Raw genomic sequence first — 13,615 nt, forward strand, 5'->3', positions numbered from 1 at the left:
ACCTTCAATAAATTGCACCAGGGACGCTGGTAAGGAAATTGATAGTTTTTCAACTTGCATAGTCTTACCAAATAGTAGCAAGAATATTCTTACTTAACGGTAGTCTATAAAGTAGTAATAAATCAAGTACGAATTTCCCCATGTTGCCGAATATGTTCAACTAACCGCTTAGTTTCACCGCCTGCTAACTCTAGTTCCCTAACATTCCCCACTAAAATAAACAATTCCTTTGCCCTACTAACGGCTGTATTCAGTAAATTGGGTTTACGATTAAGAAACCAAAAACTATGCTCTTGGTGACACTGGTAAGCAGAGAAGATGATAGCTGCTTTTTCTCCTCCCTGGAAAGTGTGAACCGTGCCAATATCATCCCAACAAAAGTTTCGCCAACGGTTAGAGAGCCGATACCTGAGCGCGTTAGCTTGCTGCAAAAACGGCGACATTACCCCAATAGTCTTTGAGTTATCCTCCGCGCTAATAAAGTAACCTTGCTTCAGCAAGGATGTAATTACAGCTTCTACAGCGTTGATTTCTTCTGGATTGGTGTTATGGGTGTGGCTTCCTTCAACATGGTAAGCCAGTAGATGAGGCTCTGTTGCGGTCTGGTGATTATCGGAAAGAATTTGCAGACCACCAGGGTAGTTGGGGCTGCAAAACTGAATAATAGACGGGGTGCAACGGTAATGATTTCTCAGAATAATGCCATTGCCATTGTCCCCTTCTGTACCACTAGCACCAGCAGCACGATGATAAGCGGTAGCAGTGTATTTGGCGGTGGGGGCATAGCGATAATAATCTTCATTCTTCATGCCCCGATCCAGAAAGGCAGTTTTGAAATATTGCTTGATGGTATCATCGCTCATATTGACGATAGGCTCAATTTGTTGGGGGTAGCTATCAAGTTGTTCTTGGATTTGTTGATGTAGAGCTTGCTTTAACTCTAGTTCCTTGGTTAAAGCCGCTATTTTGTTTTGAATTTCAGTTACTTCGGAGTTAAGATTCCGCCATTGCCGTGAGAAACCGATTTTTTGATTAACGCTGGTGATGGCTGTGGTTAAACTGGTGGAGTCAATGGGTATCTGAAAGGGATGCGCTGTTGCCAAGGTGTTTAAAACAGCCGCGTTTACTCGATTTGCCAAACGCTGAAAAATTCGCTTGTCGGTGGTAGCATTGAGCCAGTCCAAGGCGCGTTTTGTAATAGAGTCAGAATCTTTTGGCAGTTCGCGTTCTGCTTGGAATAACGCAATTTGTATCTGTTCGTAAGCATCAATGGGAAAATTTTCGTAAGCAGCCAAACTTGATAGCTGTTCAGTTTGGGCTTCTAAGGAGACAGACTTAGCAGCAATATCGTCATTGAGAGATTGGATTTCTACATCCAATTGCTCTAGCCGTTCGACATCAACAATTTTTTGAGCAGTATTCAAGCGGTCTTGCTCTATAAGTTGCTGAATTTCACTCTCGGCTTGTAGTAAGTAGAGTTTGGCTTGTTGCCAAGAATCTAGGTTAAATTCAGTATTACGCAGCCAATCTTGAGTTGATTGCAGTTTGGGTAAGGTTTCCTTACGGATATTAGTTTGGTTTCCGCCTGGAAGATAAAACTGTTGACCAGGAGATTTTATAGTCAATCGTTGTTGGAATTTTTTAACGGTGCTGTTATTAGTGGCGACAAAGAAGATTAAATTATTTGCATCATCTTCACCGTGAACAAGTCGTAACGCCCGATTTACTACTTGCTGGGCTATGAGGTGCAGGAAGACCTCCGTTTTTCCATTCCCCGGTGGGCCACAAACAGCAGTTAGTAAATTCTCCTGGGTGTGTTTGAGGACAGAGGCTTGAAATTCATCAGGTGCATGATCCGGGAAAGCACCCCAGAACATCACCTCATCTCTGGGTGATTGTAGCTGACCCCAAAGGTACTGCATGGCTGGATGAGTTTCATTTAGCCATTCTGCCTTAGAGTCAGGTTGTTGAAGTTCCTTGAGTATTTCTTGTATGTCTTGCTTGAGAAGGGCGTTATAGGGTGTAAAGTCGCAGCGTAGCAAATAAGGTTGTCGAGAGGTTTTGTACTTGACTTCGGGTAAGTCTACCAATTCAAGAAAGTCTCGAAGCGTTGGGAATCTTCCTTTAAATGTGTCTTCTAAAAATTTTCCAATTCCTGACGCAACAATCAGTGATTCGGCTTGTTCTTCTTCTAGTCCGTACAGCCGCATTAAGTTAACAACCACTGGCTGAAACTCGTACTCAGTCAAGTCCCAGCCAGTTTTGCGGTAATTACCTTTAAAGATGAGCGAAATATCGATTGTGAAAAGAGGCAGGTATTTCAGCTTTTGCTCTTTGCCCTTGCCGTTGATTATATAGATTTGTGGGAAAGCAACAGCCATCTGAACATCATTTTTGTTCCCTCTTTTAGCCGCTTGTTGCTGTTGCTGGAATTGTGTAAATACTTCGCTATCTAACAGTAGCTTGTTGCCAACAAGCTGCACTCCCTTATCTACTACCTTTGAATAAATATCTGAAGAACGCTCGACCTCAGCTTGAGTCAGTTCTTCTAACCTGATGTAGCCTAACCAAGCTTGTACTATCTGGATAAGTTTTTCTGACTCTAGCATGGTCACTTAAACATGAATCTTAGGCACTAAAGCTTAGTATAAAAAATATTTGAGCATTTTGCCTTCTACGTCCTGGTTTTGGTATGTCAGGTTACTCAACATTTGTCAGCGTCTCTAGTTGTGCAAGTAGTTTTTCTATCTGTTTGCGCTTCTTAGGGTCTGACCAAATACGGGACTTTCTTAGTTTAGTAGTCGCAGCAGTAAAGCGCTCTTTGTAATCGTTAGACTCGGTGTTAGAGGTAGATGCTGCGGCTTTCTTCTCACTAATGCGCTGTCTGATTTCGCTTAAAGACCAGTTGTTGGCAATAGCTTGTTCTAAAAACTCAACACGCTCATCTAATTTCTGAATCTGGGCGATCGCTCTAGCTTTGGTGTACTCAAGTGAGCCTTCCCTTAGCGCATCAAGGATATCTTCTGGGAGATTGAGCAAGGGTAGACGGTTCTTAACGAAAGATTCCCAGGTCATTAACCCTAAGCCATCAAACACTTCTTTAACGATTTTGAGGTCTTGGTTGACAGCAGGCTCATGATTAAGGGCTGAATCATCCGTTTCGGTTTCGCCCATAACGTTATGGGTAGATAATTCAATATCGCCTTTATCGTCGCTGACAACGTTATTAGTGGACTCAGTTTCAACTCCGCCCATAACGTTATGGGTAGGTTTATCACCTTCGCCTTCATCGTCGCTGATAGCGTTATTATCAGAGTCACTTTCAACTGCGCCCATAACGTTATGGGTAACTGTAGATGCTTTGTTTTGCAAGCGTTGTAGACGATACAGTAATGGGGGTACTTCTTCAAGGCTTCGACATAGTTTGAGAGCCAGCAGTTGCAGTATGCCTTCAGTTTCTTCAACTGGGTTAAGGTCTTCCCGCAGTAAGTTTTCTACGAGTGCTAGTTGGAAAGCTGCGTTATCGTCTAATTCTTTGATGACAACGGGTACTTCTTTTAACGCAAGTTCGGTTGCAGCACGATAGCGGCGCTCTCCTGCTACTAGTTCGTGTTTTCCATCAGCAACGGGGCGGACTAACAGAGGTTGCAGGATGCCATGCTGTTTTATAGATTCGGTTAACTGCTTTAACGATTCCGGGTCAAAGTAACGGCGCGGTTGTGTCGCTGGCAGAACAATCTGGTCTAACGGCATAGATTGGGAAGAAGCAGCATTATTGATAGCTGTAGTGTCCCAAGGTACTTCAATTTTGCTTTTAAGGGGTTGGCTGGCTTTAGTAGTGCGTCTCATTTTAAGGATTCTAAATTAACGGCTATTTTTTTCAAGATTTGGACAGATGGGTGCTTTGGATCGTAAACTGCAAGGGGCATTCGTTCTTCTGAAGCATCAACAAAAGCAGTAGAGCGAGGAATGGGCGCAAAGACAGTTCCGGCGCTTGCTAGTTGTTCGGTGATGGCTGCTAGGGTACGAGTGTCCTGAGAGTTACGGGCATCGTATTTTGTCGGCACAAACCCAGCTATTTGCAATTTGCGGTTGGGTTTGTTGCGGACGGTAGCAACAGTTTTTAACAGTTCGCCTGTACCCTCAAAGGCTTTGAAATGGGTTTCTAGAGGGACGAGAATATGAGTGGCAGCTACAAGGGAGATATAAGAAAGTAGCCCTAAACTGGGAGGGCAATCTATAAGGATGAAATCGTAATTCTCTTGGATTGGTTCGATGGCTTCTCTGAGGCGGAAATCGCGCATGGAAGCGTTAACCAATTGCATTTCTGCCGTAGCAAGAGAGATGTTAGCCGGTGCTAAATCCATGCCATGAATGCCCTCATGGATTGGTAGGGGTCGTTCATCGACAATGGCATTATTAACGGTTTCGTCTAAATCCCTTGGAACCAAACCCATAAAGATAGTTAAGCTGGCTTGGGGGTCTATATCGATGAGCAGGACACGATGATCCAATTGCGCTATTTGGTAGCCCAGGTTTTGGGTAAGGGTGGTTTTGGCAACACCTCCCGCCTGATTAAATATTGCGATGATTCGGCTCATAAGTGAGTTGGTTTACTGCACCGTTACAGTTAAAGATAACTGTTGATGGGTAAATTGGTATTGTTTATCAAAAATTATGATCACATTAAATCCCAGTCTCTAGCTGTTTATGCTACTGGGATGAACAATAGTAATTCCTTCAACTTCTACAAAATCTTTTGGATTTAAGGTCAGAATATGGCTGATGTTATGGGCAAGCACTACTGCTTGTATACGTAAATCGTGGGTGCGTTTACCTGAAATCTTGTGATTTGTAGCGAGGCTAAACCAAATGTGAAATATATCTGGCGTTTCTTCTAGCCACTCAAACTGATTTATTAACATTTGCACCGCTCGTTTGGTTTCTTCTGGTGTCCATCCAAATCCATTTACAGCTACAGGACGGGTGGCTACAACCCAAAATTCAATTAAAACTTGAGATGTAATAAAACATCGGTGGTTATTAGATATTAGATACCTGATTGTGCGATCGACAAGATTGTAATCTGGTGAAGCTATATCCCTGGAGCGTAACAGGATATTGGTATCTAATAAATAATCGGTCATACTTCATCATCGTAGATGTTTTCTCGACGCAGAGCTTCATCATCAAGGTTGGCATAGCTTTTTGGTGCTGTATCTACCCACTCCTGCCAAAGTAATAATCTCTCTTCCGATGTTTGAGGTTTATTAGTTAGTAACGTTAGATGCTTGTTACTCAGCTTTTCTTGAAAGAGTTTTTGCTCTTCGGGGGAGAGGTTTAGTACCACTTCTACGAGGGAATTAACAAGTTGTACATTCATTTAGACCTCCAGAATACTCCCACTATATTAGTATAGGACTCCTATTTGGTTTAGCAAGGGAACAAATTTTAGGTGAGCTTGGGATCAAAGATATTGTTGTAGCCAACACAGAGAAGGAAATTGGACAAGACAAAGCCGTACAGTATCGCAATTATGCAACACCTAATGGCGCAGTTGTTTTGTTACGTGCATTGCACCAAGGGCAAGGACTTTCCAAATCTAGCCAACAATTACTGCTGCAATTGATGACGCAAACACCCACAGGTTTACAGCGTATTAAAGGTTTGTTACCTGATGGGACAGTTGTAGCACACAAGACTGGTACATCACGCACTGTGGGCGGAGTGACGGCAGCAACAAATGATGTGGGACTGGTAACACTACCAAATGGGCAACATTTGGCGATCGCCGTCTTTGTCTCAGATTCTCAGGCTGATGATGCCACACGCGAACAAGTTATCGCAAAGATAGCGCGAGCCGCATGGGATAAATGGAGTAAATAAACACTAATTAGGCTTAAAAATTGAATTTCATGTTTTGAAATGCAGAAATACTGTAGAAACAATCTAAGTTTTTACCCCGTCGTTATTATCAAACGTAAAATTTCAATTATGCCTAATTTATTTAAAACTATTGCTTTTGCTTTAATAAGTTCAGGTTTTTATAGTGCAAGTATATTGACATTATCAAAACCTGCTTTTGCTGGTGAACCAATTATCGATAAAAACTGCCGCTATCATGAGAGAACGCAAGAAGTATTTCAGAAAATCCCACCACAGAATCAAGCTATAATATCTCAAACATCTCACTTTCAAGTTAATAATGAAAAATATGCTCTACAATTACTAAAATTCCCTAATTCTACAGGTGTTTTATGTCTTTGGCATCCTAACGCTCCGCGACCACAAAGGGCGTTGCTGAATGATGAGAGAAATTGGTTCAACTTAGAAGGAATATTCAATAGTTTCAACTGCCAATTCATGCCGCATTTATGCAACGTCCCACAAAGATTAAAAAATGTGTCGATTCTTCAAGACAAGGAAATTGAAAAAATTGAAAAAGATGCTTCTCAACCAGCAACTTATATAGTTACAGTCAGAGGCGAGAAAACTGAAGATATCTTAAGAACGGCTTATAGATTAAACTTAATTAATCCTAACCAACCAAAGGTGATACCGTTAATCAGAGTGTACAAAAAGTAGAAGAGTGTTTTTTCTGTAGATTGGATTTTAAGTTCAGAACACCACGGGTTGGTAGGAAGCGAGTTACTTCAGGATCAGCCAAAATTGCTGCAAGAGCATCTAAATCGGAAGCTTGAATAGGTCGCATCGTAAACCCGTCAATCTGTAAAACTGTTAGCTCGGTAGAACTTGCCATGAGTAACCTATCAAACTGCAATATTAATCTAACAGGGTATTGAGTTAGGTCGAGGGGAAGATAATACTTCCCCTCGACCTAACTCAATACCAAAACGGGATGCTCCCCATTAGTCTAAACTCTAGTACAGAATCTCTGTTATTTGTTCTACCAGTGTTAAGGGGTCAAATGGTTTGCTAATTACCCCTGCAACTCCTAAGCTGCTAAATTGTTCTAAGTCTGAATTTTGTACTTTAGCAGTCATAAAAATTACTGGAATTACTTGGGTCTTGGGTTCGCTTTTCAGGCAATGCAATAAAGTTATTCCATCCATTTCCGGCATCATCACATCTAAAAGTATGACATCCGGTTGTTCTGTCTGAGCTAACGTCAAACCTTCCTTGGAATTCTCAGTTTTCAACACTTTCCAGTTGCCAAATTCTTCCAAGCAAGTTGAAATTATAAAGGCAAGATCAGGTTCATCATCTATTACTAAAATACGTTTTTTTGTCATTTTTTTATTCTCTGCTACTGATGGGAAATATCAACCGATTTAGGTATAGAAAAATAAAAGGTGCTACCTTCCCCTAAAACACTTTCCGCCCAAATTTTGCCCCTGTGATGTTGGATAATGCTACGACAAACAGCTAAACCTAAACCTGTTCCTCCTTTTTGCCGAGAGTCACTAGCATCTACCTGTTGAAATTTGCCAAAAATGGTTTCTATTTTATCGCTAGGAATTCCTCTACCTTGGTCTTGAATTTTAAATAAATAGCTATCCGGCATTTCTTCAACACTCAGTTGTATTGTGGTATGAGGGGGAGAAAATTTAATGGCATTACTGATTAAGTTGACAAGAGTTTGAAGAATTTTGTCTTCATCTACCCACACTTGACCAGAACCAGGTAATATCTGCAAAGAAATATTGTCTTGTTTAGCTATTGCTTCTATAGATTCCACAGCCTTGCGTAACAGTGTAATAGCATCGCAGGATTTTTTATTAAAGACAAATGTGTTAGTTTCTAGACGCTCTAAATCAAGAATGTCATTTAATAACCTTGTTAAGCGTTCTGTATTGCTAGAAGCAATCTCTAATATTTTCTGTATTTTTTCTGGTTGATTTCTGATGCCACTAGCAGTTAGTAATCCTAAAGAAGCACGAATAGAAGTTAATGGAGTTCGTAGCTCATGGCTGACTATGGAGATGAATTCGTTTTTCATTTTCTCCATAGCCCGATCATCTGTAATATCTTCTATAGTGCCGACATATCCCATAAATTTACTGGCATCAGAAAAAATGGGAACAGCAACTAGCCGACAAATACGAAAAGTTGTATCTTCATGGACAAAACGCAATTCAGTACAGAGTTGCTGATGTGTTGAAACTCCAGCAATCCATTGATGTACAAACACATCTAAATCTTCAGGGTGAATAAAATTTCTCCAGCCATCTCCCATTGATTGCTCAAGGGTGAAGCCACAAATTTTCTGACAGCAAGGATTACTATAGAGTATTCTCCCTTGAGCATCTGCCTTAAAAATACCTACAGGTGCAGACTCATTGAGAGAACGAAACAAGTTTTCACTGCGTCGCAAGGCTGTTTCAAGCCGTTGGTGTTCCAGCAGTTCTTGTTCTAGTTGCTGGTATAGTTCTGATTGTTGAATGGCAATACCTACTTGCATTGCCAATGTTTGGAGGAAATCGATTTCCCAAGACTGCCATTGCCTTGATGTCCCACATTGGTTGGTAACTAATAACCCCCATAGCTTTTCTCCCTGCAAGATGGGAACTACCAAGTTGGCTTTGATCTGGAATTGAGCTAGGAAATCACGGTAACATTCATTCAGGTCTGCTGTATAAATATCTTCTATAGCTTGAAAATCCCTTTGTCTGTATTTTTCTCCACGAGTTTCCATTAAGCAAGTATCTTCAACTTCGACATTCAACAGAGTAGTCCAATCATCGCCGACAGATTCCACCACTACAGACCCACTGTAGTCTGACTCAAAGCGATAAATGAACACTCTGTCTGCGTGGATAAACTCGCGTATTTCAGTTACAGCAGTGTTGAGGATTTCATTGATATGCAAACTCTGACGAATGCGTAATGTGATCGCCATCACCAGTTGCTGCTGTTTTATTTGCTGTTGCAGTGCTGCTTGAGAATTTTCTAGGTCTAAAGTCCGTCTTTGAACTCTGTTTTCTAAATCTAGATTCAGTTGTTGTAATTTAATTTCGGCAAGCTTGCGATCGCTAATTTCTACCAACGTCCCCAAAAATCGCACAGCTTGACCTGCATCGTTTAAGAAAAATTTACCCCTACCTTCAATCCAATGGATGCTGCCATCAGTCCAAACCACACGAAATTCCTGATAATAATCACGCTGCTCACGTAAAGCCTGATTGAGAGCTAAATTTACAAATTCCTGGTCTCGCGGGTCAATCAAGCGTTTAAAAGCTTCATAAGTATCTATACAATCCTGTTTTATTAACCCAAACAACTGATGATGACCAATTGACCAAACAATACTATTTTGCAGTAAATCCCAATCCCATACTCCCATTTTTGCCTCTTTCAAAGCTATCATTAATTGCTGATGAAGTTTGGCAATTTTCTCAGCTTGCTGCAAAACTAGCCCAACAATTATATTTCTCAATTCTTTGGCTACTTCGATTTCGCATAGCTTCCAAGGTAAAGATGTTAATTTTACTTCTTCTTGCCACAATTCAAAAGATTTACGTGGAGATAGACGCATACTACCGTCTGCATTTATATCTACTGGCTTATTAGGATCACCTGCCCAATTAACAGTTTGAATTACTTCTGGACGAAACCACAAAATATACTGCTTGTGTTCCTGAGAAATCATCATCGCTAGCAAACCACTACCGATATTTTTAAATTTTTCTGCTTTTGGGTAAATCTTCGCCAAACAATCGACTTCATAAATATAATTATGTGGGACTTGATTGAAAATGTGATTTTCTAAAAAATCACGAATATTTTTGACTTCATTTAATATAGGAGTTTTACCAATTATCGTAATATTCTCTGCATCACAAACTGCCACTCCTTCAGCACTAACTAAATTTAATAAATTACTTCTTTCTTGGATTAAAGCTTGTATCCAATTGTAATTTTCAGCAAAAATATTTAAAAAATCAGATAAAATTTCCTTCAAGTAAACTTTGTATTCTAAATCCTCATTCTCCTCTTTTGCAGCGAGTTCTAAACACATCACTCTACCTATTAATTCGCAAGCAGTACGCAATTTATAGGTAACATATTTAGGCGATAAATAATGATGACAGGCAATTAACCCCCACAATTTTTGATCTCGGATTAATGAAATTGACATAGAAGCAGTCACACCCATATTTTTGAGATACTCAATGTGTATGGGAGAAACACTTCTTAAAACACTGCCACTAAGATCCAAAGGCTGATTGGTGACTGAATTGTAAACAGACATCAGTTCTACAGGTTGATAATTAACATCAGAAATTAAGCGCAAAGGATTGAGTGTATATAATTTTTTAGCTTGTTTAGGTATATCGGAAGGTGGATAATGTAAGCCAAGAAAAGGACTTAAGCTTTCTAATTTATCTTCTGCTATAACTTCACCTGCACCTCCGGAATCAAATTTATAGACCATTACTCTGTCAAAGCCTGTCAGGTTTCGGATTTCTTTGACCATGATTTGGCACAATTCATCCAAATGCACTAATTGTTGCATTTTGCAGATAATCGGCTGTACTAACTTGTAAAAGCTCAAGAAATCATCTTTATTTTTTTGAGTGACAGGTTCTAGCTCAAGAATTATGAATCTATCTGACCTATGGATAATTCCATCAAATTTTTTTCTTCCTTCTTTGGTCTCAATATATAAGTCCAATGGGTTAAGTTGTTCAGGTATTGCTGTTAAAGATTTTTTTATGAGACGGATTTGCCAGTTGTTGAACAATACTTTTAGGGTTTTACCCAATATCTCTTCAGTGGGAATACCAAGTAGATTAAAAGTATTCTGACTAACTTGAATAATATTGAATTTAGGTTCTTGTAAAACTATGAGAATACCATGAGGCTGAATCAAACCAGGAATATGAATAGGTTCTTGATCACAGTTATTTAAATCTACTGGTGTATTTTCTGGTAAAAAATCGTTTCTGTTCATAAATGACTCACAAGGGGGAATAAAGATAAATATTAAGAAGATTATTCTTAGAGATGATTTATAAAGTAAAGCTTAAATTGTATGGTGCGTTAAGCTTTGCTATAACGCACCATATTTCTCAGTGCGTTATAGCTAATCCTCATTCTCTTAAACTCCCACATCATTACGTAGCCGTAACACACCGTACTTAATATTTACTTTATAAATAGGCTCTTACTTTTCCTCAGTTTGTAATCAGGCTGCGTCATCAATGAACGTAAATTGATTTTATTTAAACTTGTAGCCATGATGGCTGACAAGACTACTATTTTGAGTTTGTATGGCAAATGTGAAGATTTTGTGAGAGCGAAAGGTATTCACGCAAAACTTAACAAAAAAAATTGTTAGGCGTTTCCTCACATCTGATGCGGCAAGCTTATCCTTTAATTTCCGGCAATCTTTTCCTTTAAAGCCTAAATATAGCGAAGCAACCAATTCAAAAATCACGATAGAAACTCTAGAACTAGCTGATTAAATTTTTGTGGATGCTCAATCGGACTCCAATGACCGCACTCTTCAATAATCTCCAACTGAGCATTAGAAATAATCTTAACGGCATTCTGAGCATGGGTTACAGGAACCATCGGATCTTGTCTGCCCCAAATAATTAGGGTCGGAACCTCGATAGTATGCAATCTGTCAGCAATTGACTGATAGAATTGCCCCCAGATATTAAAGTTTGAACGACCTAGATTTAATGTTGCTTCTGCTGCTCCTGGAAGCGTTGCCATTTGATAAAACTCTTCAACAATTTCATCAGTGATTAGTTTTGAGTCGTACACTGCCTGTTTACACAACATCGCTACACCTGATTTGCTTGGTGAACTAAACAACTTAGCTAAACCAGGAATTGTGGTAACTCGAAGCAGAAAATTAAGTTCTTTCCCTAGACCCGCACTGCCAACCAGAATTAGTCGCTCAACTAATTGTGGGAAGTTCAACGTTAAAGTGAGTGCTACTCCACCGCCCGCAGAAGTTCCAATCAAATTTGCCTTGGGTATCTCTAAAACCTTCATGAAATCTCGCGTGAACTGAGCCATGAAGTCAAAGGTGTAATGAGCAGCATCGGGTTTATCGGAGCGACCTGCACCCACCATATCAAACGCATAAACGCGATGATGTTTGGCTAATTCAAGGATATTGTACTTCCACAACTCAATGTAGCCGCCACCACCATGAAGCAAAATGACCGTGCTGCCTGAATCTCCCGCTTGCCAATATCGGGTATTTACAGAGCCGACTTTGACATACTGATCTTGCAATTGTTCAGCTTGATTCATCTCAACCTTACCAAACTGTAACTTGGACTTCAATTTTCAACTTTTAGCGATCTCTTCAAAATTATCTTAGGCTCAAACACCAACAGGCAATCTCCCAACCATGCCCAACCCCTAATTGAGCGTCCTTCGGCAACGAGTTCGTCGGCGCAACACGACTCATCGACTAAAACCCCGCCCTGGTTGTTTCTGAGAAAGCATTTCTCGCTGCTGCGCTTCAATCAAGTATCAATCCCACAAATGCGACGAATGAGCCGAGCTTGTGCTTCCAATTGGTGAAGCGCCCAAATAGTGGGCAAGCGTAATTTTTCACCACGCACTCCCATTGAGTACAACACCAAAGGTAGCCAATGAGCTTTGAGAGTTACCATCACTGCATCAGCTAAAGTAGACCCAGGTGAGATAGGGTCAGTCTTTAAAAAATTGAGTATTTGGCCATCAATGTTGTTACTGTCTCGTTTAATAGAAAGAATTTCCTGTTTGGCATCGCTCATACAAACACCGATAAATACGTAGGATTAAGAGAGTTTCAACTGCATAAAATGTAGCGTAAGTTACAAATTGCCCGATAACTGCCCATTAGGACTAAAATCACAAGTTTTACGCATTTTTGCTACCTGTTAGCAGTAAGGAGCAGTTAAAAGATGCAAATTGCAGTTACAGCTTTTAACAGTTTACAACTGCTGGTAACTGCAAATAGTAGTCAGATGGTAGCAATTGGACACCTGGGGGTTGAGGTGAAAATAGCCTCTAATCCTTATGGTGAATGCAATAGAACTACTTTTACCCTATGGGACAATTGCTGCTGTTGGGGATTTTTTATCAAAATTGATAATACAAGGGAGTTGCAAAGGTACTTCAAAAAACTGTTTCAAAATTTTTTGTAGTCTGTTTCTTATTGGGTATCTTCAAATATTTGATGTGAGAACTCGTTGCGGATCATGCGGCAACGCGGAGTCTTCGGGGCGGGCTTGCGGAGCTTGTCGGGCCAACCAGTGATCGTGGAAGCCCGTCCCGAAGACCGCATGAGCCGAGCGAAGCGGCAACGAGTTCGGTAGAATCGGCGTGGGTTACAGACTAAAACCACGGTCAAGCTGTTTCTGCTTTTGTTGCTCCTCCTTAAGATGAGCTTCTAGTTCCTGACTCCAATCAGGATTATGAGTTTTGAGCCTTTGACCCTGTGGCAACAATTCTAATACTGCACTAGCTGTTTTATTCCCAAGATCATCATTATTGAATGCTACGACCACCCTATTGAAACTCTTGAGAAATTCCATAGGTAGGTTATTTGGGTCATCAGCTACTATCAACATGGTTCTAGTTGGTGGTAGTCCCTTGCAACTTGAGATCAAGTAGGTGGCTGCTGACATTGCATCAATTGGTG

11 protein-coding genes and 1 pseudogene are annotated in these 13,615 nt (G+C 40.4%); 2 read left to right on the forward strand and 10 right to left on the reverse strand.

What is annotated here, in order from left to right:
* Positions 1 to 122 precede the first annotated feature (122 nt).
* The 5 genes from H6H03_RS37720 to H6H03_RS37740 all read right to left on the reverse strand — a co-directional run bounded on the left by H6H03_RS37720 (position 123) and on the right by H6H03_RS37740 (position 5,383).
* A complete protein-coding gene (locus H6H03_RS37720; RefSeq protein ID WP_190960110.1) occupies positions 123 to 2,609 on the reverse strand; it encodes a DEAD/DEAH box helicase family protein in 2,487 nt (828 codons plus the stop codon).
* 91 nt (positions 2,610 to 2,700) lie between these two features.
* Positions 2,701 to 3,849: a ParB/RepB/Spo0J family partition protein gene (locus tag H6H03_RS37725; protein ID WP_190960111.1), complete on the reverse strand. Its 1,149-nt coding sequence runs from the start codon at positions 3,847 to 3,849 to the stop codon at positions 2,701 to 2,703.
* Complete coding sequence (locus H6H03_RS37730; RefSeq protein ID WP_190960112.1) at positions 3,846 to 4,601, reverse strand: ParA family protein; 756 nt, start codon at positions 4,599 to 4,601, stop codon at positions 3,846 to 3,848. The genes H6H03_RS37725 and H6H03_RS37730 overlap by 4 nt, the downstream gene beginning before the upstream one ends.
* Before the next feature lie 99 nt (positions 4,602 to 4,700).
* A complete protein-coding gene (locus H6H03_RS37735; RefSeq protein ID WP_190960113.1) occupies positions 4,701 to 5,147 on the reverse strand; it encodes a type II toxin-antitoxin system VapC family toxin in 447 nt (148 codons plus the stop codon).
* Positions 5,144 to 5,383, reverse strand: coding sequence for a hypothetical protein (locus H6H03_RS37740; RefSeq protein WP_190960114.1), 240 nt, complete (start codon positions 5,381 to 5,383; stop codon positions 5,144 to 5,146). Before H6H03_RS37740 ends, H6H03_RS37735 begins: the two co-directional genes overlap by 4 nt.
* Positions 5,384 to 5,448: 65 nt before the next feature.
* On the opposite strand from H6H03_RS37740, the gene H6H03_RS37745 reads away from it, so the two are divergent.
* Together H6H03_RS37745 and H6H03_RS37750 are read left to right on the forward strand one after the other, a co-directional pair.
* Positions 5,449 to 5,886 carry a serine hydrolase gene (locus H6H03_RS37745; protein ID WP_313932032.1) on the forward strand — a complete coding sequence of 146 codons (438 nt, stop codon included), beginning with the start codon at positions 5,449 to 5,451 and terminating at the stop codon, positions 5,884 to 5,886.
* A 108-nt stretch (positions 5,887 to 5,994) separates the two neighbouring features.
* Positions 5,995 to 6,585 (forward strand): hypothetical protein, encoded by a 591-nt coding sequence (locus H6H03_RS37750; protein WP_190960115.1) that lies wholly within the window; start codon positions 5,995 to 5,997, stop codon positions 6,583 to 6,585.
* Between the two features lie 296 nt (positions 6,586 to 6,881).
* Here the strand turns inward: H6H03_RS37750 and H6H03_RS37755 are convergent, their stop codons facing one another.
* The 5 genes and pseudogenes from H6H03_RS37755 to H6H03_RS37775 all read right to left on the reverse strand — a co-directional run.
* Positions 6,882 to 7,253, reverse strand: a complete 372-nt coding sequence (locus tag H6H03_RS37755) for a response regulator (RefSeq protein WP_190960116.1) — start codon at positions 7,251 to 7,253, stop codon at positions 6,882 to 6,884.
* A 14-nt stretch (positions 7,254 to 7,267) separates the two neighbouring features.
* Positions 7,268 to 10,915 carry a GAF domain-containing protein gene (locus tag H6H03_RS37760; RefSeq protein WP_190960117.1) on the reverse strand — a complete coding sequence of 1,216 codons (3,648 nt, stop codon included), beginning with the start codon at positions 10,913 to 10,915 and terminating at the stop codon, positions 7,268 to 7,270.
* 482 nt (positions 10,916 to 11,397) lie between these two features.
* A complete protein-coding gene (locus H6H03_RS37765; protein WP_190960118.1) occupies positions 11,398 to 12,234 on the reverse strand; it encodes an alpha/beta fold hydrolase in 837 nt (278 codons plus the stop codon).
* Positions 12,235 to 12,452: 218 nt separating this feature from the next.
* A complete protein-coding gene (locus H6H03_RS37770; protein WP_190960119.1) occupies positions 12,453 to 12,725 on the reverse strand; it encodes a hypothetical protein in 273 nt (90 codons plus the stop codon).
* A 576-nt stretch (positions 12,726 to 13,301) separates the two neighbouring features.
* Positions 13,302 to 13,615, reverse strand: a pseudogene (locus tag H6H03_RS37775) (toprim domain-containing protein); the annotation flags it as partial.

It is taken from the genome of Nostoc paludosum FACHB-159 (assembly GCF_014698835.1).
In the GTDB taxonomy this organism is placed as follows: domain Bacteria; phylum Cyanobacteriota; class Cyanobacteriia; order Cyanobacteriales; family Nostocaceae; genus Nostoc; species Nostoc paludosum.

What these genes read in the sequence shown, in the direction of transcription:
- H6H03_RS37720 (WP_190960110.1), bottom strand. Translation starts at nt 2,609, where the DNA reads ATGCTAGAGTCAGAAAAACTTATCCAGATAGTACAAGCTTGGTTAGGC.
- H6H03_RS37725 (WP_190960111.1), bottom strand. Translation starts at nt 3,849, where the DNA reads ATGAGACGCACTACTAAAGCCAGCCAACCCCTTAAAAGCAAAATTGAA.
- H6H03_RS37730 (WP_190960112.1), bottom strand. Translation starts at nt 4,601, where the DNA reads ATGAGCCGAATCATCGCAATATTTAATCAGGCGGGAGGTGTTGCCAAA.
- H6H03_RS37735 (WP_190960113.1), bottom strand. Translation starts at nt 5,147, where the DNA reads ATGACCGATTATTTATTAGATACCAATATCCTGTTACGCTCCAGGGAT.
- H6H03_RS37740 (WP_190960114.1), bottom strand. Translation starts at nt 5,383, where the DNA reads ATGAATGTACAACTTGTTAATTCCCTCGTAGAAGTGGTACTAAACCTC.
- H6H03_RS37750 (WP_190960115.1), top strand. Translation starts at nt 5,995, where the DNA reads ATGCCTAATTTATTTAAAACTATTGCTTTTGCTTTAATAAGTTCAGGT.
- H6H03_RS37755 (WP_190960116.1), bottom strand. Translation starts at nt 7,253, where the DNA reads ATGACAAAAAAACGTATTTTAGTAATAGATGATGAACCTGATCTTGCC.
- H6H03_RS37760 (WP_190960117.1), bottom strand. Translation starts at nt 10,915, where the DNA reads ATGAACAGAAACGATTTTTTACCAGAAAATACACCAGTAGATTTAAAT.
- H6H03_RS37765 (WP_190960118.1), bottom strand. Translation starts at nt 12,234, where the DNA reads ATGAATCAAGCTGAACAATTGCAAGATCAGTATGTCAAAGTCGGCTCT.
- H6H03_RS37770 (WP_190960119.1), bottom strand. Translation starts at nt 12,725, where the DNA reads ATGAGCGATGCCAAACAGGAAATTCTTTCTATTAAACGAGACAGTAAC.